Consider the following 19,454-nt stretch of genomic DNA (forward strand, 5'->3'; position numbering starts at 1 on the left):
GCTATCGGCGCGGTCAGCAACGCCACGGTTGTTGCGCGTAAAATCGAACCTCTTCGAATCGTCAGGATGACATCTTGAAAAAAACCATCGCCCTCCTCACCAGTTCCCTGCTGCTGACTGCCTGTTCAAGCTTCCAGCAGCCCGGCGACAAGGAGAACCCCCAGGCGGCCCAGGACCAGAAGACGGCTTCGGCCAAGGCTGCCCATCGCAAGAAGGCGGCCAAGGCCAAGGTCCAGCCGCAGGAAGACGCGCTGCCCGCCGTAGCGCTGAGCGAGGACATCCTCTACAAAGTGCTGACCGCCGAGATCGCCTTCCAGCGCGGTCAGTGGCAATCGGCCTACGTGACCATGCTGGCGGCCGCCCAGCAGACGCGCGACCCGCGCCTGGCCAAGCGCGCCGCCGAAATGGCCGTGGCCGCGCGCCAGCCCAGCGAAGCCCTGGTGGCCGTGCGCCTGTGGACCGAACTGGCCCCGCATTCGGATGAAGCCCTGCAGAATTACCTGGGTCTGATCATGCTCTCGGACAGCATCGACGAGATCGAGCCGCTGCTGAACCAGCGCCTGGCCGACGCCGCCCCGCAGGCGCGCGGCCCGATGCTGCTACAGATCCAGCGCCTGCTGTCCCGCGCCAAGGACAAACAGGCCGGTTACACCATCCTGCAAAATATCAGCAAGCCCTACGGCGATCTGATGGAAACCCATTTGGCCCTGGCCCAGGGCGCCTTCAGCATGGGCGATGGCAGCACCGCCCAGCGCGAAGCCGCTGCCGCCATGAAGATCAAGCCCGATTCGGAACTGGCCGTGCTCACCGCCGCCCAGGTCGCCTCCAACAACAAGGATGCGACCAGGCTGGTGACGGACTTCCTGCGCAAGTATCCCGATGCCCGCGAAGTGCGGGTCGCCTATGCGCGCAGCCTGGTCGAGCAGAAGGACTACAAGAAGGCCCGCAGCCAGTTCGAGACCCTGTTGAAGGAAGACAGCGAAGACGCCACCACCCTGTTCGCCCTGGGTGTGCTCTCGGCCCAGACCGATCAGTTGAAGGATGCCGAATACTATCTGCAGCGCTACCTGCAGGTACTCTCGGCCCAGCCCGAGGAAGACCGCGACCCCAGCCAGGCGCTGCTGCTGCTCTCGCGCATCGCCGAGGAGCGGCGTGACCTGGATTCGGCCCTGCGCTATCTGGACCAGGCCGAACCGGGAACCGATGGCTATGTCAACATCCAGGTGCGACGCGCCCAGTTGCTGGCCCGCAAGAACGACATCGAAGGCGCCCGCAAGGCGCTGGAAGATGCCCAGGCCGAATCGACCAACGACGGCGAGCAATTGCAGCTGATGCTGGCCGAGTCCAGCCTCTTGCGCGATGCCAACCGCAACCAGGAAGCGGCCGACGTGCTCAAGGCCGGCCTGCAGCGCTTTCCCAACAATACCGACCTGCTCTATGACTATTCCATGGTCCTGGAAAAGCTGGGCCAGTACGACGAGATGGAAAAGCAGCTGCGCCGCGTCATGCAGCTGGCACCGGGCAACCAGCATGCCTACAACGCCCTGGGCTACTCGCTGGCCGATCGCAACATCCGTCTGCCCGAAGCGCTGGAGCTGATCCAGAAGGCCGCCGACCTGGCACCGGACGATGCCTTCATCGCCGACAGCCTGGGCTGGGTGCTGTTCCGCCTGGGCCGCATGCAGGAGGCCGAGACCCAGATGCGCCACGCCTATGCCTTGCGGGCGGATGTGGAGATCGGCGTGCACCTGGGTGAAGTCCTGTGGACCAATGGCAAGCAGGACGAAGCGCGCAAGATTTGGCGCGAAGTCAGCCTCAAGGAACCTGGCAATGAAGTCCTGAAAAGCACGCTGGCGCGTCTGAATGTGAAGTTATGAGCAAAACACGCGCTTTCCAGAGGGGGGCTGCCCTCTGTCTGGTCGCTCTGCTGGGCGGTTGCGCCACGGCATCACGGAATGCGGTCTCCCCTGGCGCGACCGCACCGGCCTACCAGAGCAGCATCGAGATCGATGGCCGTATCTCGGTACAGTACGAACAGGATGAGCGTCCGCAATCCCTGCATGGCAGCTTCTTCTGGAAGCAGACCCCGCAGGAGCTGAACCTGGAGATGTTCTCGCCGCTGGGCCAGACGGTGGCCACCATCAACGTCAAGCCCGGCATCGCCACGCTGGTGCAGTCGGGCCGAGCACCGCAGGTGGCCGCCGATGTGGATGCGCTGGCCGCGCAATCGCTGGGCTGGCCGCTGCCGGTCTCCGGCATGCGCCAGTGGCTGCAGGGCAGCGGCATCGATGCCAACGGCAAGCCCTTCGTGGCCAGGGCGGGCGAGAACGACGCCAGCTTCACCACCCGTGATGGCTGGCGCGTCACCTATGCCAACTGGGAAAGCGATGCCGCCAGCGGCCAGACGCGGCCCAAGCGCATCGACCTGACCCGCAATACCACGCAGGCCGGCAAGGTGGCGATCCGCATCGCCATAGACGGCTGGAAGAAACCCTGAGAGCCCTGAGCCCCAGCCCTTCATCCAGCCCGCTCCTCAACTGAAGAATCCGTACCAAGCATGACCACCACCCTCACCGCCTGCCCGGCGCCGGCCAAGCTCAACCTGTTCCTGCACGTGACCGGTCGTCGTGCGGACGGCTATCACCTGCTGCAATCGGCCTTCCAGCTCATCGACCGTTGCGACACGCTCGACTTCAGTCTGCGTGAGGATGGGCAGATCCGCCGTACCAATGAGGTCGCCGGCGTGCCCGAGCAATCCGACCTGGTCATCCGCGCCGCGCACCTGCTGCGCCAGGCCAGCGGCCAGCAGCACCTGGGCGCCGACATCACGGTGCACAAGCTGCTGCCCATGGGCGGCGGTGTCGGTGGCGGTTCTTCCGATGCGGCCACGACGCTGCTGGTCTTGAATCATCTATGGAAATGCGGCTACAATCGCGCCTCGCTGATGGAGATGGGCTTGAAGCTGGGTGCCGATGTTCCCTTCTTCCTGTTCGGTCGCAATGCTTTCGCCGAAGGTGTGGGCGAAGAATTGTCGGCACTGCGTACGGCAGATTGCTGGTATGTGGTGATCGAACCGGGCGTATCTGTTCCAACTTCGATAATTTTTTCTTCAAAGTTGTTGACAAGGGATACGCAACCCGTCAGAATAACGGACTTTCCTGATGCGACGAAACAAGTTGCTTCCAGCTTCGGGAAGAACGATCTGGAAATGGTGGCAAGTGCACATTTCCCCGAAGTGGCAGCGGCAGTCGAGTGGCTGGGCAAATTCGGGAGTGCAAGGATGACCGGATCTGGCGCCTGTGTGTTTTGTGCATTCGAACACGAACATGAGGCAGACGAAGTGCTCAAGCAGTTGCCTTCGCGCTGGATCGGCTGGAAAGCCAAAGCGATGCAGGAACATCCTCTCGCCCATTTAGTGCAGTCGTGATAAAGAATTGAAATTGAGAATTGGTTTGACGAAGACGCAGCGCCTGATGATGAGCGCGCCGGCACGGCAAACAGCAAGTTGCGTAGGGGAATCGCCAAGCTGGTTAAGGCACCGGATTTTGATTCCGGCATTCCAAGGTTCGAATCCTTGTTCCCCTGCCATTTAATTCGGACAGGCCTTTCATTGAGGCCCGGGTCCAGTCAGAAAAATAAGCCGTCAATGTGAGACCGAACAAGTCAAGCATTGTCGGCTTTTCGACTTTTTAACGATTGCATTCAGGGATACCCACATGGCACTTGAGAACCTGATGGTTTTTACGGGCAACGCCAACCCCGAACTGGCGCGCGGCGTCGCTGAGAAACTCGGTATCCCGCTGGGCAAGGCCAACGTTTCCAAGTTCTCCGACGGCGAAGTCATGGTCGAGATCAATGAAAACGTTCGCGGCAAGGACGTCTTCGTGTTGCAGTCCACCTGCGCACCGACCAATGACAATCTGATGGAAATCATGATCATGGTCGACGCCTTGAAGCGCGCATCGGCCGGTCGCATCACCGCCGCCATCCCCTACTTCGGCTATGCCCGCCAGGACCGCCGCCCGCGTTCGGCGCGGGTTGCCATCTCGGCCAAGGTCGTGGCCAACATGCTGCAGGAAGCCGGCGTCGAACGCGTCCTGATCATGGATCTGCACGCAGACCAGATCCAGGGTTTCTTCGATATCCCGGTGGACAACATCTACGCCTCGCCGATCCTGCTGGGTGACCTGGTCAACAAGAACTACGACGACCTGCTGGTCGTGTCGCCCGACGTCGGCGGCGTGGTGCGCGCCCGTGCGCTGGCCAAGCGCCTGAACTGCGACCTGGCCATCATCGACAAGCGCCGTCCGAAGGCCAACGTCTCCGAAGTGATGAACATCATCGGTGAAGTCGAAGGCCGCAACTGCGTCATCATGGATGACATGGTCGATACCGCCGGCACCCTGACCAAGGCAGCTGAAGTGTTGAAGGAACGTGGCGCCAAGAAGGTCGTGGCTTACTGTACGCACCCGGTGCTGTCGGGTCCGGCCATCGATCGCATCGCCAATTCGCCGCTGGATGAACTGGTCGTTACCGACACCATCCCGCTCTCGCCTGCTGCACGCGGCTGCCCGAAGGTGCGTCAGCTGACCTGCGCCGACCTGCTGGCCGAGACCTTCAAGCGCATCACCAAGGGTGACTCGGTGATGTCGCTGTTTGCTGAATAAGATTTTGCATTCGCCTCGCTGCGTTTTTTCGTAGCGAGGTTTTTTCGTATTCCCTGGTCGCGGGGAATATTTATCTCACGGGGCAACCGTCCATGGAATGATTCCACGACGAGCCCCGCCAACATTGGAGTTATCACATGAAAGTCATCGCCTTTCCGCGTAATGAACAGGGCACCGGAGCGAGCCGCCGCCTGCGTCGCGCGGGTCAAACCCCGGGTATCGTCTACGGTGGCACCGCTGCACCGACCAACATCGCTGTTGACCACAACGCGCTGTACCACGCCCTGAAGAAGGAAACCTTCCACTCGTCCATCCTGGACCTGGAAATCGACGGCAAGGTCGAGCAAGTGCTGCTGCGTGACTTCCAAGTCCACGCGTTCAAGCAACTGGTCCTGCACGTTGACTTCCAACGCGTGGATGCTTCCCAGAAGCTGCACACCAAGGTGCCCCTGCACTTCGTGAACGCTGAAGTCTCGCCGGCCGTCAAGCTGCACGGCGGCATCATCAGCCACGTGGCTGCTGAACTGGACGTGACCTGCCTGCCGAAGAACCTGCCTGAGTTCATCGAAGTCGACCTGGCCAAGCTGGATGTCGGTCAATCGATCCACCTGGCTGACCTGAAGCTGCCCAACGGCGTGACCGCCGTGACCCAGGAAAACCTGACCATCGCCACCGCCACCGTGCCGGCTGGTCAAGTGGCTGCTGAAGGTGAAGCTGCTGCAGGCGGCGCTGAAGAAGCCAAGTAATTCGCTTTTTCCGCTGCAAGAAAAAACCCGCCAATTTGCGTTGGCGGGTTTTTTCGTTAACGGGCTCTGATGCTAGAACCCATTTCATAAATAGGCGTGAGATGCGTTCTAGATGGGGGAGATGAGCTGACTCGATATCAAGCTTCTCTTCTCTCCACTTCTTTCCCTTCATTTTTCTGCGGCCTCACCGGCCAATGCTGCCGCCGCAGGATTCCGGGTCGCGGCCCCGACCAGCGCGCCGGTAGTGCCCCCCTTGGCCAGCAGCGGCGCCACGTGATCGAGGAACTGCTTGCCCTCCGGCGTCTGGCTCAGGGCGGCGAGCATACCGGTCAGCTTGGTGCCGCCGGCAGGCGTAAAGAGGTCGCCCAACTTGGCCACGCCCTGCTGCATGTCGCCGGCATTGGCGATCACCTTCAGGTCCGCGTGCTGCATGGCGCGTGCCATTTCGATACCGACGTCACGTCCCACTTCGACCTGCTTGATAGTGATCAGGTATTGCTGGTAACCGGCATTGGCACCGATCTCCTTGGCCAGCTGGATCTGCGTGGTCACGGGCGCCATCAGCATGGCCTGCTCGGCGGCGGCGGCGGCCTCACCACGTGCGCGCACACCATCGGCTTCCTTGAGCGCAGCGGCGAGGTCACCCTCGGCCCGGGTGGTGACCGCCTGCTTCTGGGCGTCAGCATTGATGACCTGCACCTGCTTCTGGGCATCCGCATTGACCACCGCCACCTGCTTCTCCTGCTCGGCCCGCACCGCCGCCACATCGCGTGCGATTTCGGCGCCGCGTACTTCCTGCACCTTCTTCACATCCATGTCGCGCTCGGTGGTGGTCTTGGCAGCGGCCTTGATTTCCTGCTGGGCCTGCTCGTTGGCGATACCGACCTGCTTTTCCTTTTCCGCCGTACGCAAGCCAATCTGCTGGGCCGCATCCTGACGCTGCACTTCCACGGTCCGCTTGGCATCAATCTCGGCCAGCTCTGCCTGACGCTGGTTTTCGGCGACCTTGACCCGGCTTTCCATCTCGATGCGCGACTTTTCCTTGGCCATCACGTTGTTGATGACGGTGCTGCCATTGGCGTCGCGCAGGTCCATGAATTCAATGGTCTTCACCGGCAGCACGCCCCATTGCGAGATTTGCTCCTGTACCTCCATCGTGAATTGCGCGCCCAGTTCGGCGCGCGACTGCATGATGTCTTCCAGCGCATTGGTGGCCAGCACGCGACGCACCGCGCCCTGCAGCACAGCCTTGAGATCGGTGTGCAAGGCATCGAAGGTAGCTACGCGTTGCGCCGCCGTCTCGGCATTGTCGACGCGGAAGAAGGCCACGGCATCGATGACGAAGGGCAGACGCTCCTTGTCATAGGCTTCGTAGTTGTTCAGCGCGACCTGGAAAATGCTCTCGGGGAATTCGGTCACCGTGATGCCTAGTTTGGGCACCCAACTGGGCCAAGCGTAGTAGGTATTGCCGGCGGGCTTGCCGCGTCCGTAGGGGGTGCTTGAATGCGAGGTCTGCACGATGTGGACCATGTTGGTCGGCACCACGCGGCGCAGCGTGATGGCGATGATTAGAACCAGCAGCAGAATGGCCGCGACGGCCACGATCAGACTTAACTCCAGGATACTCATACCTCTCCTTGTGGATGAAATGACGGGCCGTCGTGGGTCAGCCCGAAAAACAGAGAAGGCGTGCAGCCTGTGCCTGATTGGCCAGTGGTCTTATGCGCAACGCAAGCTCTGCGGGATTCTCATCTTACAGGAGATTTTCCTCAACGCAACTTTTCAAAACAAGCGGAAATGGCAGGACGCCAAAAGTGCGCCGCCCGATGCGGACCGGCGCAACATCAGCAAATTATTTACTACTGTTGAGCCAGGCCTTGCGCAGACGCAGCACCGCCACCGGCTTGGCCAGCGCCTTGAGCGTGACCTGCGGTGCGGTATCGGACTTGAGCCTGAGGCTGAATTCCATCAGCTCATCGCGGCGGAAGGCGTGGATGCGCACGGTGTCGTTGATGCGATAGCGTGCCAGCAGACCGTCGGGGCCCGAGGCCGGTACGCGCAGGCCATCGATGGCCACCAGTTTGTCGCCCGCCGACAGCCCCGCCAGCATCGCCGGGCCACCCTCATACACCGCAGCCAGCTTGGCATCGCCACCTTCCTTGCCGATGCGCGCGCCGAGCCAGGGCTTGGCATCGGCCGGCAGGCTGGCTTCATAGGCCACGCCGAAGGCAGGCAGCAGATCCTCCAGCGGCACGTCCTCGGTGCCACGGATGTGACGGTCATGGAAGCGCCTCAGATCGGCACCGCTCAATTGCTCCATCAGGGCCAGAATCTCATCTTCCGGAACACCCTGCGCCTTGCCGTTGTAGAAGTCGCGCCCATAGCGCGCCCACAGGCCGCGCATCACATCATCCAGCGAGCGTCGCCCACGGGTCTGGGCGCGGATGGTCAGGTCCAGTCCCAGCGCCACCAGCGAACCCTTGGTGTAGTAGCTGACGATGGCATTGCTGGCATTCTCATCCTGGCGGTAATACTTCACCCAGGCATCGAAACTGGACTCGGCCACGCTCTGCTTCTTGCGCCCGGTCCCGCGCAACACGCCGGTGACGGTCTTGCCGAGCAGCTTGAGGTAATTGTCGATATCGATGACACCGGTGCGCACCAGGAACAGATCGTCGTAATAACTGGTGAAACCCTCGAAGAGCCACAGCAGCGAAGTATAGTTTTCCTGGCGCAGGTCGTAGGGAGCGAACACTGCGGGCTTGATGCGCTTGACGTTCCAGGTGTGGAAATACTCATGGCTGCACAGGCCCAGGTAAGTGCGGTAGCCATCGGTCTGCTCCGGCTTGCCCTTGACCGGCAGGTCGGCGCGCGAGCAGATCAGCGCGGTCGAGGCGCGATGCTCCAGGCCGCCATAGCCATCGCCCACGGCCAGCGTCATGAAGACGTAGCGATCCATGGGCGCACGCTTGCTGCGCGGCTCGAAGAAGGCGATCTGGGCCTCGCAGATCTTCTTGAGGTCGTCGCACAGGCGAGCCATGTCGAGATTGGGGACGCGGCCCGTGATGACCACATCATGTGGCACGCCATGGGCCTGGAAGGTGGCCAATGCGAAGTCACCGATTTCTACCGGATGATCGATCAGTGCATCGTAGTTCGGTGCGACGTAAGTCCCGAAACCATAGCGCTTGGCCTTGAGTTCCGGCATGGCCGTGGCCACGCGCCAGCGCTTGAAGTCCTCCCCTTCCGGACGGACGATATCGACCACCTGCTCACCATCCTCGAAACCATGCGCGGCCAGGAAGACGCTGGTGCCATTGAAGAAGCCATGCGTACGGTCCAGGTGGGCCGTGCGCACCGACAAGTCCCAGGCATACACCTGATAGTGCAGCGTGAGCGCGCCCTTGCAGGGCGCGGCTTGCCAGGTGTGCTTGTCCAGCTTCTTCACTGCCACCTTGCGGCCATTGGATTGACCACGCAGTTGCACAATGTTCTTGCCGAACTCGCGGATCATGTAGCTGCCCGGAATCCAGGCCGGCAGCGAGAACAGCTGCCCGTCGGCGGCCGGCGGATCGACCGTGATGCTGACGTCGTAAAGGTGGGAAGCTGGATCGAGGGACGTGATGCTATAACGGATCGGAGTTGCCATTGCGATGTGCGTAGGAGTGGTGCCGACGTGCGGCGATGGGCCATTTTACACGCGCCGCCGCACCGCATGGGACGCTGGCCGGGGGACGAAAAAAAACCCGGACCGACTTGCGTCGTTCCGGGTCCAGAGTCACACAAACTTTCTGCACTACTTTTTAAACCATATAAATCATATAAAACATATAAATCATATGAAACATCCGGCGCACATCGCCGGGGCAGCCAAGCGCATCAGCGCGGCAGCAGCGAAGAACCCATCAGGAACTCATCGACTGCACGTGCGCACTGGCGACCTTCGCGGATCGCCCACACCACCAGCGACTGGCCACGACGCATGTCACCGGCCGCAAAGACCTTGTCCACCGAAGTCTTGTAGCAGCCTTCGCCATCGGTAGTGGCCTTGGCATTGCCGCGCGCATCCTTCTCGACGCCGAAGGCATCCAGTACCTGCTGCACCGGCGAGACGAAGCCCATGGCCAGCAGCACTAGGTCAGCCTTGATCTCGAATTCCGAATCGGGCACTTCGACCATCTTGCCGTCCTTGAACTCGACGCGCGCAGCGATGAGCTTCTCGACCTTGCCGCCCTTGCCTTCCAGTCGCTTGGTGGTCACTGCGAAGTCACGTGCGCAACCCTCCTCGTGGGAGGAAGAGGTGCGCAGCTTGATCGGCCAGTATGGCCAGACCAGCGGCTTGTTTTCGGACTCCGGCGGTTGCGGCATCAGTTCGAACTGGGTCACCGAAGCCGCACCATGACGGTTGGAGGTACCGACGCAGTCGGAGCCGGTGTCGCCACCGCCGATGACGACCACGTTCTTGCCGGTGGCCATGATCTGGTTCTTCAGTTTGTCGCCGGCATTGACCTTGTTCTGCAGCGGCAGGAAATCCATGGCGAAATGCACGCCCTTGAGTTCGCGGCCCGGCACCGGCAGGTCACGCGGGGACTCGGCGCCACCGGCGATGACGACGGCATCGAATTCCTTCTTCAGTTCTTCGGGAGTGACGGTTTCCTTGGACCAGTTGTTGACGGTCTCGGGGAATTCCTTGCCGACGAAAACGCCGGTGCGGAAGCTCACGCCTTCGGCCTTCATCTGTTCCACGCGCAGGTCGATGTGCGACTTTTCCATCTTGAAGTCGGGGATGCCATAACGCAGCAGGCCGCCGACGCGGTCATTCTTCTCGAACACGGTCACGTCGTGACCGGCGCGCGCCAGCTGCTGGGCAGCGGCCAGGCCGGCAGGACCGGAGCCGACCACGGCGACCTTCTTGCCGGTCTTGACCGCAGCAGGTTGCGGCACGACCCAGCCGTTTTCCCAGCCCTTGTCGATGATGAAGTGCTCGATCGACTTGATGCCCACGGCGTCATTGTTGATGCCCAGGGTGCAGGCAGCTTCGCAGGGTGCCGGGCAGATGCGACCGGTGAACTCGGGGAAGTTGTCGGTCTGGTGCAGGGTGTCCAGGGCTTCCTTGTAGTTGCCGCGATAGACCAGATCATTCCAGTCGGGAATGATGTTGTTGACCGGGCAGCCGTTGTTGCAGAAGGGGATGCCGCAGTCCATGCAGCGCGCGCCCTGAATCTTGGCGTCGGCGTCGCTGAGGTGCAGGACGAATTCCTTGTAATGCTTGGTACGCGCGGCAGGTGCCTCGCTGGCCTCTTTCAGGCGCTGGTACTCCATGAAACCGGTTGCTTTTCCCATTTTCCTCTCACATTCTCGCTAAGGATGCGGCGGGCTGCGCTCTCACTCTCGGTGGCGCCACGCCCGCCGGCGTGCTTGATTGATTAGTCCGATCGATGCCTGGCTGAAGATCAGGCGGCGACCTTTTCCTTCTTCGTTTCGGCAGCGGCGGCCAGTTCGGCCAGCGCACGCTTGTACTCGGTCGGGAACACCTTGACGAACTTGGCGCGCGACGCCGCCCAGTTATCCAGCAGGTAGCGCGCACGCGTGCTGCCGGTGTACTTGAAGTGGCGTTCAATCAAGCCGCGCAGGATGGCTTCGTCGGTCTGGCGTTCGCCACCACGCAGCAGGCTGTGCCAGATGTTGCGGCCCAGGGTCTGCTCCTGTTCGGTGTCGGACAAGACCTTCTCCAGGCTGACCATCGAGGTATTGCACTTGCCGGCGAAATCACCTTCCGGGTCATACACGTAGGCGATACCACCCGACATACCGGCAGCGAAGTTGCGGCCGGTATTGCCCAGCACCACCACGGTGCCACCGGTCATGTATTCGCAACCGTGGTCGCCCGTGCCTTCCACCACCGCAGTGGCGCCGGAGTTGCGCACGGCGAAACGCTCGCCGGCCACGCCGTTGATGAAGGCTTCACCGCTGATGGCACCGTACAGGACGGTATTGCCGGAGATCATGTTGTCCACGGCACGGCCACGGAACTCGGTGTTGGGGCGCACGATGATGCGGCCGCCCGACAAGCCCTTGCCGACGTAGTCGTTGCCTTCGCCGACCAGGTCCAGGGTCACGCCCTTGGCCAGGAAGGCGCCAGCGGACTGGCCTGCCGTGCCTTGCAGCTGGATGTGGATGGTGTCGTCCGGCAGGCCTTCGTCGCCGTAACGCTTGGCCACTTCACCCGAGAGCATGGCGCCGACGGTGCGGTTGAGGTTCTTGATCGGGGAGATGAAGGAGACCTTCTCGCCCTTCTCCAGCGCGATCTTCGCTTGTGCGATCAGCTTGTGGTCCAGCGCCTTGTCCAGGCCGTGGTCTTGCACGTCGGTGTGGTACACCGGCAGCTTCGACTCGGGCTGATGGAAGATGCGGCTGAAGTCCAGGCCCTTGGCCTTCCAGTGCGCGATTGCCTTGGAACGGTCCAGCAGGTCGGCACGGCCGATCAGGTCATCGAACTTGCGGATGCCCAGTTGCGCCATGATCTGGCGTGCTTCTTCGGCGATGAAGAAGAAGAAGTTGACCACGTGTTCCGGCTTGCCGGAGAACTTGGCGCGCAGCACCGGATCTTGCGTGGCCACGCCCACCGGGCAGGTGTTCAGGTGGCACTTGCGCATCATGATGCAGCCTTCGACCACCAGCGGTGCGGTGGCGAAACCGAATTCGTCCGCGCCCAGCATGGCGCCGATGACGACGTCGCGGCCGGTCTTCATCTGGCCGTCAGCCTGCACGCGGATACGGTTGCGCAGGCCATTCAGGACCAGGGTCTGCTGGGTTTCAGCCAGGCCCAGTTCCCACGGGGAACCGGCATGCTTGATCGAGGACAGCGGCGAAGCACCGGTACCGCCATCGTGACCGGCGATGACCACGTGATCCGACTTGGCCTTGGCCACGCCGGCAGCGACGGTACCGACACCCACTTCGGAGACCAGCTTGACCGAGATGGATGCGCGCGGGTTGACGTTCTTCAGGTCGTGGATCAGCTGGGCCAGATCCTCGATGGAGTAGATGTCATGGTGCGGCGGCGGCGAGATCAGACCCACGCCCGGCACCGACACGCGCAGCTTGGCGATGTATTCCGAGACCTTGTGGCCGGGCAGCTGGCCGCCTTCGCCTGGCTTGGCGCCCTGGGCCATCTTGATCTGGATCTGGTCGGCCGAGATCAGGTATTCGGCGGAAACGCCGAAACGGCCCGACGCCACCTGCTTGATGCGCGAACGCAGCGAGTCGCCTTCCAGCAGGGGAATGTCGACTTCGATGTGTTCCTTGCCGATTTCCGAAGCCAGGGTCGCACCTTGCTTGATGGGGATGCCCTTCAACTCGTTGCGATAACGGTTGACGTCTTCACCACCTTCGCCGGTGTTGGACTTGCCACCGATACGGTTCATGGCGATGGCCAGCGTGGCGTGGGCTTCGGTCGAGATCGAGCCCAGCGACATGGCGCCGGTGGCAAAACGCTTGACGATTTCCTTGGCCGGTTCCACTTCATCGATCGAGATCGCCTTGGACGGGTCGATCTTGAATTCGAACAGGCCGCGCAGCGTCATGTGGCGCTTGGACTGGTCGTTGATGATCTGGGCGTATTCCTTGTAGGTGTTGTAGCTGTTCGAACGGGTCGAGTGCTGCAGTTTGGCGATCGCATCCGGAGTCCACATGTGCTCTTCGCCACGGATACGGAAGGCGTATTCGCCACCGGCATCCAGTGCGTTGGCCAGCACCGGGTCGGCGCTGAAGGCAGCGGTATGCAGGCGCAGCGCTTCTTCGGCCACTTCGAACACGCCGATGCCTTCGACGTTGGAGGCGGTACCCTTGAAGTACTTGTCCACCAGGGCCTTGGACAGGCCGATGGCTTCGAAGATCTGCGCGCCGCAATAGGACATGTAGGTCGAGATGCCCATCTTGGACATGACCTTCAGCAAGCCCTTGCCGACTGCCTTCTGGAAGTTGTAGATGGCCTTCTCAGGCGAGAGGTCGCCCGGCAGACCCTTGGCCAGATCGGCCAGCGTATCCATCGCCAGGTACGGGTGAATCGCTTCGGCGCCATAACCTGCCAGCAGGGCGAAGTGGTGCGTTTCGCGGGCCGAGCCGGTTTCCACCACCAGGCCGGTGGAGGTGCGCAGGCCCTTGCTGACCAGGTGCTGGTGGATGGCCGAAGTGGCCAGCAGTGCCGGGATCGGCAACTGGTCGGCATCGACCTTGCGGTCCGAGATGATCAGGATGTTGTGACCCGACTTGACCGCATCCACTGCCTTGGCGCACAGCGAAGCCAGGCGGGCTTCGATGCCTTCCTTGCCCCAGGCGACGGGGTAGCAGATGTTCAGTTCGTAGGACTTGAACTTGCCGCCGCTGTGCGCGCTGATGTTGCGCAGCTTGGCGATGTCGTCATAGTCCAGCACCGGCTGCGACACTTCCAGGCGCATCGGCGGGTTGATGTTGTTGGTGTCCAGCAGGTTGGGCTTGGGACCGATGAAGGACACCAGCGACATGACCAGCGCTTCGCGGATCGGGTCGATGGGCGGGTTGGTCACCTGCGCGAACAGCTGGCGGAAGTAGTTGTACAGCGGCTTGTTCTTGTTGGACATGACCGCCAGCGGCGAGTCATTGCCCATGGAGCCGATGGCTTCCTCGCCACCGCTGGCCATGGGGGCCATCAGGAACTTGACGTCTTCCTGGGTGTAGCCGAAGACCTGCTGCAGGTCCAGCAGCTTCAGGGACGAGGACGGCTGGCGCGGCTCTTCCTTCAACTCGTCCAGCTTGACGCGCACCGAGTTGATCCACTGCTTGTAGGGCTTGGCGTTGGCGTAGGTGTCCTTCAATTCCTTGTCGTCGATGATGCGGCCGGCGTCCAGGTCGATCAGGAACATCTTGCCCGGCTGCAGGCGCCACTTCTGGATGATCTTGGATTCGGGAATCGGCAGCACGCCGGATTCGGAAGCCATCACCACCAGGTCGTCATCGGTGACGATGTAGCGCGCCGGACGCAGGCCGTTGCGGTCCAGCGTGCCGCCGATGTGACGACCGTCGGTGAAGGCCAGCGCAGCGGGGCCGTCCCACGGTTCCATCATGGCGGCGTGGTATTCGTAGAAGGCGCGGCGGTTGTCGTCCATCGAGGTGTGGTTTTCCCAGGCTTCGGGGACCATCATCATCATCGCCTGCGGCAGCGGATAGCCGGCCATGACCAGCAGTTCCAGCGCGTTGTCGAAGCTGGCGGTGTCGGACTGGCCTTCATAGATCAGCGGGAACAGCTTCTTCAGGTCCGAACCCAGCACGGCAGACTGCATCACGCCTTCGCGGGCGCGCATCCAGTTGAAGTTGCCCTTGACGGTGTTGATTTCACCGTTGTGGGCGATCAGGCGGTACGGGTGGGCCAGCGGCCATTCCGGGAAGGTGTTGGTGGAGAAGCGCTGGTGCACCAGGGCCAGCGCGGAGACGCAGCGCTCGTCCTGCAGGTCCTTGTAGTACACGCCAACCTGGTCGGCCAGCAGCAGGCCCTTGTAGACCACGGTGCGGGCCGACATCGAGGGCACGAAGAATTCCTTGCCGTGCAAGAGGTTCAGCGCCTGGATGGCGTGGCCGGACGACTTGCGGATCACGTAGAGCTTGCGTTCCAGCGCATCGGTGACCATCACGTCCGGACCACGGCCGATGAAGATCTGGCGGATCACCGGCTCTTTTTCACGCACGGTGGGCGACATCGGCATGTCGCGGTCCACCGGGACATCGCGCCAGCCCAGCACGATCTGGCCTTCGGCCAGCACCGCGCGTTCGATTTCCTGTTCACAGGCAATGCGGGAAGCGTTTTCCTTGGGCAGGAAGATCATGCCCACGCCGTATTCACCGGGCGGCGGCAGGTCCACGCCCTGCCTGGCCATCTCTTCACGGTAATACTGGTCGGGGATCTGGATCAGGATACCGGCACCGTCACCCATCAACGGGTCGGCACCGACAGCACCCCGGTGGTCCAGGTTCTTCAGAATGAGCAAACCCTGGTCAACGATGGAATGGGTTTTCTTGCCCTTGATGTGGGCGATGAAACCGACGCCACAGGCGTCATGTTCATTTGCTGGGTCGTAAAGGCCTTGCGCGTGCATAACGGAACTCCACCACATTGACAGTAAGGATTTGAAGAATAGTGCACTGCACCCAATAGTTCAATGAAAATAATTAGGGTCTGAGTGCAATTTAAATCCACAATATTTTCAGGATTTTTAAATTGGGGACATAGTAAAGGAAAGCGAATTCAAGTCATTGATTTAAAAGACTTATTTTTTAAAGTTCACGATTCTTGCTGTGCGGATACTTCATCTGTCTCACCCGCAATACGAACAGTGGCGGGACGTCCCCGCTTGGCCGGGCTGACGCGCCGGTGTGTCTGGCGCTCCAGGGACTGCTTGAAATCCTCCGATCCCAGCGCCCAACCCTTGAGCGTGGCATCGGTGATGCGCTCCACTTCGGCGCGCGCCAGTCCCTCTTCGGTGAGCTGGCGATAGGCGATCTCGCGATCGAAGGGGGTGTTGCCAATCGACCAATATTGAGGATGATCGGTGATCAACCCATCCTGCCTGGCGCCGATATGGTGCATGTAGCTGGACCACGGATACTCCCCGGGACTGGCCACCAGGCCCTTGCGCACGGGGTTGAGCTCGATGTAGCGGCAGACCGCCAGCAGGTAGAGCTCGGCATCGATGACGGTGGCGCGGTAACGCCCCTGCCACAGCGTGCCGCTGCGTCCATGCTTCTGGTTGAAATACGGGACGTAGTGGCGCCCTATCCATTGCATCATCCGTGCCAGCCCCTGGTCATCGGAGGGCGTCGCCAGCAGGTGCAGGTGGTCGGGCATGAGCACATAGGCGTGCACCGCCACCTTGAATTGCCTGGCGGCCTCCTTGAGCCAGCCCAGGAAGGCCACATGGTCATCCGCATCGCGGAAGACCACCAGGCCATCATGGCCGCGCTGGATGATGTGATGGGGTTGGTGCGGAACGACGAGTCGGGGAAGGCGGGCCATGGCAGACGCTGCAAACCGGTGAATGGAGCGGACATTCTAATGCACTCCGTCCCCAATAAACGCATGATGCTCAATTGGCATCGATGGAAGAATGCTTCATGCGCGCATAAAAAAACCGGCCAGATTGCTCCAGCCGGTCAAGCCCCACGTTGAATTTCTTGCAAGACGCAATCAGTTCGCGATCTTTTCCTTGCCCTTGTCCTTGCTCAGGACCAGGCTGGCGATGATGGAAACCACCAGGATGGCACCGACGATGGACAGCGACACCAGCACCGGCACGTGGAACCAGTAGGAGGCCAGCATCTTGCCGCCGACGAACAACAGCACCAGGGCCAGGCCGTACTTGAGCAGGTGGAAGCGCTCTGCCGAATCGGCCAGCAGGAAGTACAGCGCCCGCAAGCCCATGATGGCGAACATGTTCGAGGTGAAGACGATGAACGGATCCTTGGTGATGGCGAAGATGGCCGGGATACTGTCGACAGCAAAGATCACATCGGAAATTTCGATCAGCAGCAGCACCAGCATCAGCGGGGTGAAATAGCGCACGCCATTGATGCGGGTGGTGAAGTTTTCGCCGTCATAGTTGTCACTGATCTTCATGTGGCCACGCAGCCAGCGCAGCAGCGGGTTGTCGCCCAGGTCAGCTTCCTTGTCGGCAAAGATCAGCATCTTCACGCCGGTAAAGACCAGGAAGGCACCGAACACATACAGGATCCAGCTGAACTGCGCGATCATCCAGGCACCCAGCAGGATCATCACGGCGCGCATGACGATGGCACCGATCACACCGTAGAGCAGCACGCGACGCTGCATTTCAGGCGGCACGGCGAAATAGCTGAAGATCATCAGGAACACGAAGATGTTGTCCACCGACAGCGCCTTCTCGATCAGGTAGCCGGAGAGGAACTCGGCGCCCTTCTGGTTGGCAAACTCGCGGCCCACGTTGGCATCGAGATACCACCACATCAGGCCGGCGAAGATGAAGGCCAGCGACACCCATACCACCGACCAGCCCAGCGCCTCCCTGGGGGAAACCCGGTGGGCATTGCGCCCGCCCAGGGCGAACATGTCCACCGCCAGCATCCCCAGCACGAAGACGATGAAACCTATCCACATGGGCAGGCTTGCGAAACTTTCTACACCGTTCACGTCAGACCTCTCTCTTCTTGTTCACCGCCCGATGGCGGCTTCGGTTATCGGTTTCGGGAAAAAATCTTCAATCAAAGTCGAAGATTTCGCCCAGGAAGCCCTTTTTCTTGCGCTTGTATTCATATCCATGCCCGCCGTGCCCGAAGCGGGCATCGTGGGCGGGCGGCGGCGGCGTGTGCATCGGCGCCCGCGCAGCCGGCTGGGCAAGCGCTGCGCCGGCCTGGCTGGCAGCGGAACGCTCGATCAGCTTGTCCAGCTCGCCGCGGTCCAGCCACACGCCCCGGCATTGCGGGCAGTAATCGATCTCGATGCCCTGACGTTCCGAAATCAGCAGGTTGTGAGATGTACAGACGGGACATTTCATCAGGCTTCTCCTTCTTCCAGTGTTGGCAACGATGCCCGGCACGGCGACAACTCCCAACCGCACCTGACAAGGCGCTACTTTAGGCCAAACCGGAATGAATGAAAATTCGAATATTTTGAGATAATCCTTCGGAAAAACCGAAGTATCGACAACACCCCGGAACCAGGACGCATCCCATGGCCAGCCTCAACTACAAGCATCTCCACTACTTCTGGACCGTCGCCAAGACCGGCGGTGTAGCGCGCGCCAGCGAGCGCCTGCACCTGACGGCGCAGACCATCAGCGGCCAGATCAGCCTGTTCGAGCAATCGCTGGGCTACAAGCTCTTCAAGCGGGTCGGACGGCGGCTGGAACTCAATGACGAAGGCCGCATGGTGTTCGATTACGCCGAACGCATCTTCAGCCTGGGCGAGGAGCTGGAAGAAGCGCTGCGCCTGCGCCCCGGTGGACGCACCCTGCAATTGCGCGTGGGCGTGGCCGATGCGGTCCCCAAGGCGATCGCCTACCTGCTGCTGGAAAGTGCGCTGGCGATGCAGGATCCGATCCGCATCATCTGCCGCGAAGGCAAGCTCGACGTCCTGCTGGCCGACCTGGCCATCCACAAGCTGGACATCATCATCGCCGACAGTCCCATGCCGCCCAATGTGGACGTGCGCGGCTACCATCACCTGCTGGGCGAATGCGATACCAGCTTCTTCGCCACACCCGAGCTGGCGCGGCGCTACCGCAAGGGCTTTCCGCGCAGCCTGGAGGGTGCGCCCTTCCTGATGCCGGGCGAAGATGCAGCGGTACGGCCGCGCCTGCTGCGCTGGTTCGAAAAGGAAGGCATACGCCCCCAGATCACGGGTGAATTTGACGATGGCGCCCTGCTGCTGGCCTTCGGCGACGCCGGTGCGGGCATCTTCGCCGCCCCCACGGCCATCGCCGGGCAGATCCGCAAGCAGTACGGACTGCTGGAAATCGGCAAGACCGAGGCCATCCGCGAACAGTTCTATGCGATCTCGGTCGAGCGCAGGCTGAGCCATCCCGCCGTGCTGGCGATCCAGTCGGCGGCACGCGGCAACCTGATCGTGGGCAGCACCCCGCCTCGCCCCACCGGCAGGCGCAAGAACGATCCATGATGCCGCCCGGCATCATGGACAATACGACGACGGACAGAGAGCAAAATATATGCACCATAGTGCATATCAAAACCCTCCCGCTTGCCGAGCTAAAGTTCAGGCTGGCGATGTCGTAAATGACGGGAAATGCAGTGTTCGGAATGGGAGAAAAAGCGCGGGGACAAAAGAAAAACCCCACGTCCCTTGCGAGCCGTGGGGTAAATCCCATTCTCGGGGGGGAGAATGGAGGGGGAACTTCAATATAGGGAAATAGCCCAGCCGTCGCAGCCGTTTTTACAAATCGTTACACCCTCTTCATATGCTGCATCAGCGAACATATTTGGTGCTAGGAACTACATGTTAGATCAATGCGGCATGAAT

The 19,454-nt window shown here is 61.3% G+C and carries 13 protein-coding genes and 1 tRNA gene; 7 read left to right on the forward strand and 7 right to left on the reverse strand.

What is annotated here, in order from left to right; all coding sequences use genetic code 11:
* Positions 1-74 precede the first annotated feature (74 nt).
* The 6 genes from GWL_RS15915 (at position 75) to GWL_RS15940 (ending at position 5,413) form a co-directional block, all read left to right on the forward strand.
* A complete protein-coding gene (locus tag GWL_RS15915; RefSeq protein ID WP_008332039.1) occupies positions 75-1,877 on the forward strand; it encodes a tetratricopeptide repeat protein in 1,803 nt (600 codons plus the stop codon).
* Entirely contained in the window at positions 1,874-2,497 is a 624-nt protein-coding gene (gene lolB, locus GWL_RS15920; RefSeq protein WP_008332041.1) for a lipoprotein insertase outer membrane protein LolB, read from the forward strand. The genes GWL_RS15915 and lolB overlap by 4 nt, the downstream gene beginning before the upstream one ends.
* Before the next feature lie 60 nt (positions 2,498-2,557).
* Positions 2,558-3,427 (forward strand): 4-(cytidine 5'-diphospho)-2-C-methyl-D-erythritol kinase, encoded by an 870-nt coding sequence (gene ispE, locus GWL_RS15925; protein WP_008332042.1) that lies wholly within the window; start codon positions 2,558-2,560, stop codon positions 3,425-3,427.
* A gap of 84 nt (positions 3,428-3,511) precedes the next feature.
* Positions 3,512-3,588 (forward strand) — tRNA-Gln (locus GWL_RS15930).
* 128 nt (positions 3,589-3,716) lie between these two features.
* A complete protein-coding gene (locus tag GWL_RS15935) occupies positions 3,717-4,667 on the forward strand; it encodes a ribose-phosphate pyrophosphokinase (RefSeq protein WP_008332043.1) in 951 nt (316 codons plus the stop codon).
* Between the two features lie 137 nt (positions 4,668-4,804).
* Positions 4,805-5,413, forward strand: a complete 609-nt coding sequence (locus GWL_RS15940; RefSeq protein ID WP_008332044.1) for a 50S ribosomal protein L25/general stress protein Ctc — start codon at positions 4,805-4,807, stop codon at positions 5,411-5,413.
* Positions 5,414-5,581: 168 nt separating this feature from the next.
* Here GWL_RS15940 and GWL_RS15945 read toward each other — a convergent pair whose 3' ends face one another.
* From GWL_RS15945 to GWL_RS15975, 7 genes are all read right to left on the reverse strand, one after another.
* Positions 5,582-7,042 (reverse strand): SPFH domain-containing protein, encoded by a 1,461-nt coding sequence (locus GWL_RS15945; RefSeq protein ID WP_008332045.1) that lies wholly within the window; start codon positions 7,040-7,042, stop codon positions 5,582-5,584.
* A 223-nt stretch (positions 7,043-7,265) separates the two neighbouring features.
* Positions 7,266-9,062 carry a M61 family metallopeptidase gene (locus GWL_RS15950; RefSeq protein WP_008332048.1) on the reverse strand — a complete coding sequence of 599 codons (1,797 nt, stop codon included), beginning with the start codon at positions 9,060-9,062 and terminating at the stop codon, positions 7,266-7,268.
* Positions 9,063-9,292: 230 nt separating this feature from the next.
* Positions 9,293-10,756: a glutamate synthase subunit beta gene (locus tag GWL_RS15955; protein ID WP_008332051.1), complete on the reverse strand. Its 1,464-nt coding sequence runs from the start codon at positions 10,754-10,756 to the stop codon at positions 9,293-9,295.
* Between the two features lie 110 nt (positions 10,757-10,866).
* Positions 10,867-15,543, reverse strand: coding sequence for a glutamate synthase-related protein (locus tag GWL_RS15960; RefSeq protein ID WP_008332058.1), 4,677 nt, complete (start codon positions 15,541-15,543; stop codon positions 10,867-10,869).
* Positions 15,544-15,728: 185 nt separating this feature from the next.
* Positions 15,729-16,460, reverse strand: coding sequence for a transposase (locus GWL_RS15965; RefSeq protein WP_034351001.1), 732 nt, complete (start codon positions 16,458-16,460; stop codon positions 15,729-15,731).
* A gap of 171 nt (positions 16,461-16,631) precedes the next feature.
* On the reverse strand, positions 16,632-17,609 hold the full coding sequence (locus GWL_RS15970; protein WP_034351003.1) for a TerC family protein: 978 nt from the start codon (positions 17,607-17,609) through the stop codon (positions 16,632-16,634).
* A gap of 67 nt (positions 17,610-17,676) precedes the next feature.
* Complete coding sequence (locus GWL_RS15975; RefSeq protein ID WP_008332064.1) at positions 17,677-17,973, reverse strand: zf-TFIIB domain-containing protein; 297 nt, start codon at positions 17,971-17,973, stop codon at positions 17,677-17,679.
* A 176-nt stretch (positions 17,974-18,149) separates the two neighbouring features.
* Between GWL_RS15975 and nhaR the strand changes: the two genes are divergently transcribed.
* A complete protein-coding gene (gene nhaR, locus GWL_RS15980; protein WP_008332066.1) occupies positions 18,150-19,094 on the forward strand; it encodes a transcriptional activator NhaR in 945 nt (314 codons plus the stop codon).
* Positions 19,095-19,454 lie beyond the last annotated feature (360 nt).

It is taken from the genome of Herbaspirillum sp. GW103 (assembly GCF_000261365.1).
Classification (GTDB): Bacteria; Pseudomonadota; Gammaproteobacteria; order Burkholderiales; family Burkholderiaceae_D; genus Herbaspirillum.

Excerpts from the sequence above, each read along its gene's own strand:
- GWL_RS15955 (WP_008332051.1), bottom strand. The coding sequence starts at position 10,756 with ATGGGAAAAGCAACCGGTTTCATGGAGTACCAGCGCCTGAAAGAGGCC.
- GWL_RS15950 (WP_008332048.1), bottom strand. The coding sequence starts at position 9,062 with ATGGCAACTCCGATCCGTTATAGCATCACGTCCCTCGATCCAGCTTCC.
- ispE (WP_008332042.1), top strand. The coding sequence starts at position 2,558 with ATGACCACCACCCTCACCGCCTGCCCGGCGCCGGCCAAGCTCAACCTG.
- GWL_RS15945 (WP_008332045.1), bottom strand. The coding sequence starts at position 7,042 with ATGAGTATCCTGGAGTTAAGTCTGATCGTGGCCGTCGCGGCCATTCTG.
- GWL_RS15940 (WP_008332044.1), top strand. The coding sequence starts at position 4,805 with ATGAAAGTCATCGCCTTTCCGCGTAATGAACAGGGCACCGGAGCGAGC.
- nhaR (WP_008332066.1), top strand. The coding sequence starts at position 18,150 with ATGGCCAGCCTCAACTACAAGCATCTCCACTACTTCTGGACCGTCGCC.
- GWL_RS15975 (WP_008332064.1), bottom strand. The coding sequence starts at position 17,973 with ATGAAATGTCCCGTCTGTACATCTCACAACCTGCTGATTTCGGAACGT.
- GWL_RS15935 (WP_008332043.1), top strand. The coding sequence starts at position 3,717 with ATGGCACTTGAGAACCTGATGGTTTTTACGGGCAACGCCAACCCCGAA.
- GWL_RS15960 (WP_008332058.1), bottom strand. The coding sequence starts at position 15,543 with ATGCACGCGCAAGGCCTTTACGACCCAGCAAATGAACATGACGCCTGT.
- GWL_RS15965 (WP_034351001.1), bottom strand. The coding sequence starts at position 16,460 with ATGGCCCGCCTTCCCCGACTCGTCGTTCCGCACCAACCCCATCACATC.
- lolB (WP_008332041.1), top strand. The coding sequence starts at position 1,874 with ATGAGCAAAACACGCGCTTTCCAGAGGGGGGCTGCCCTCTGTCTGGTC.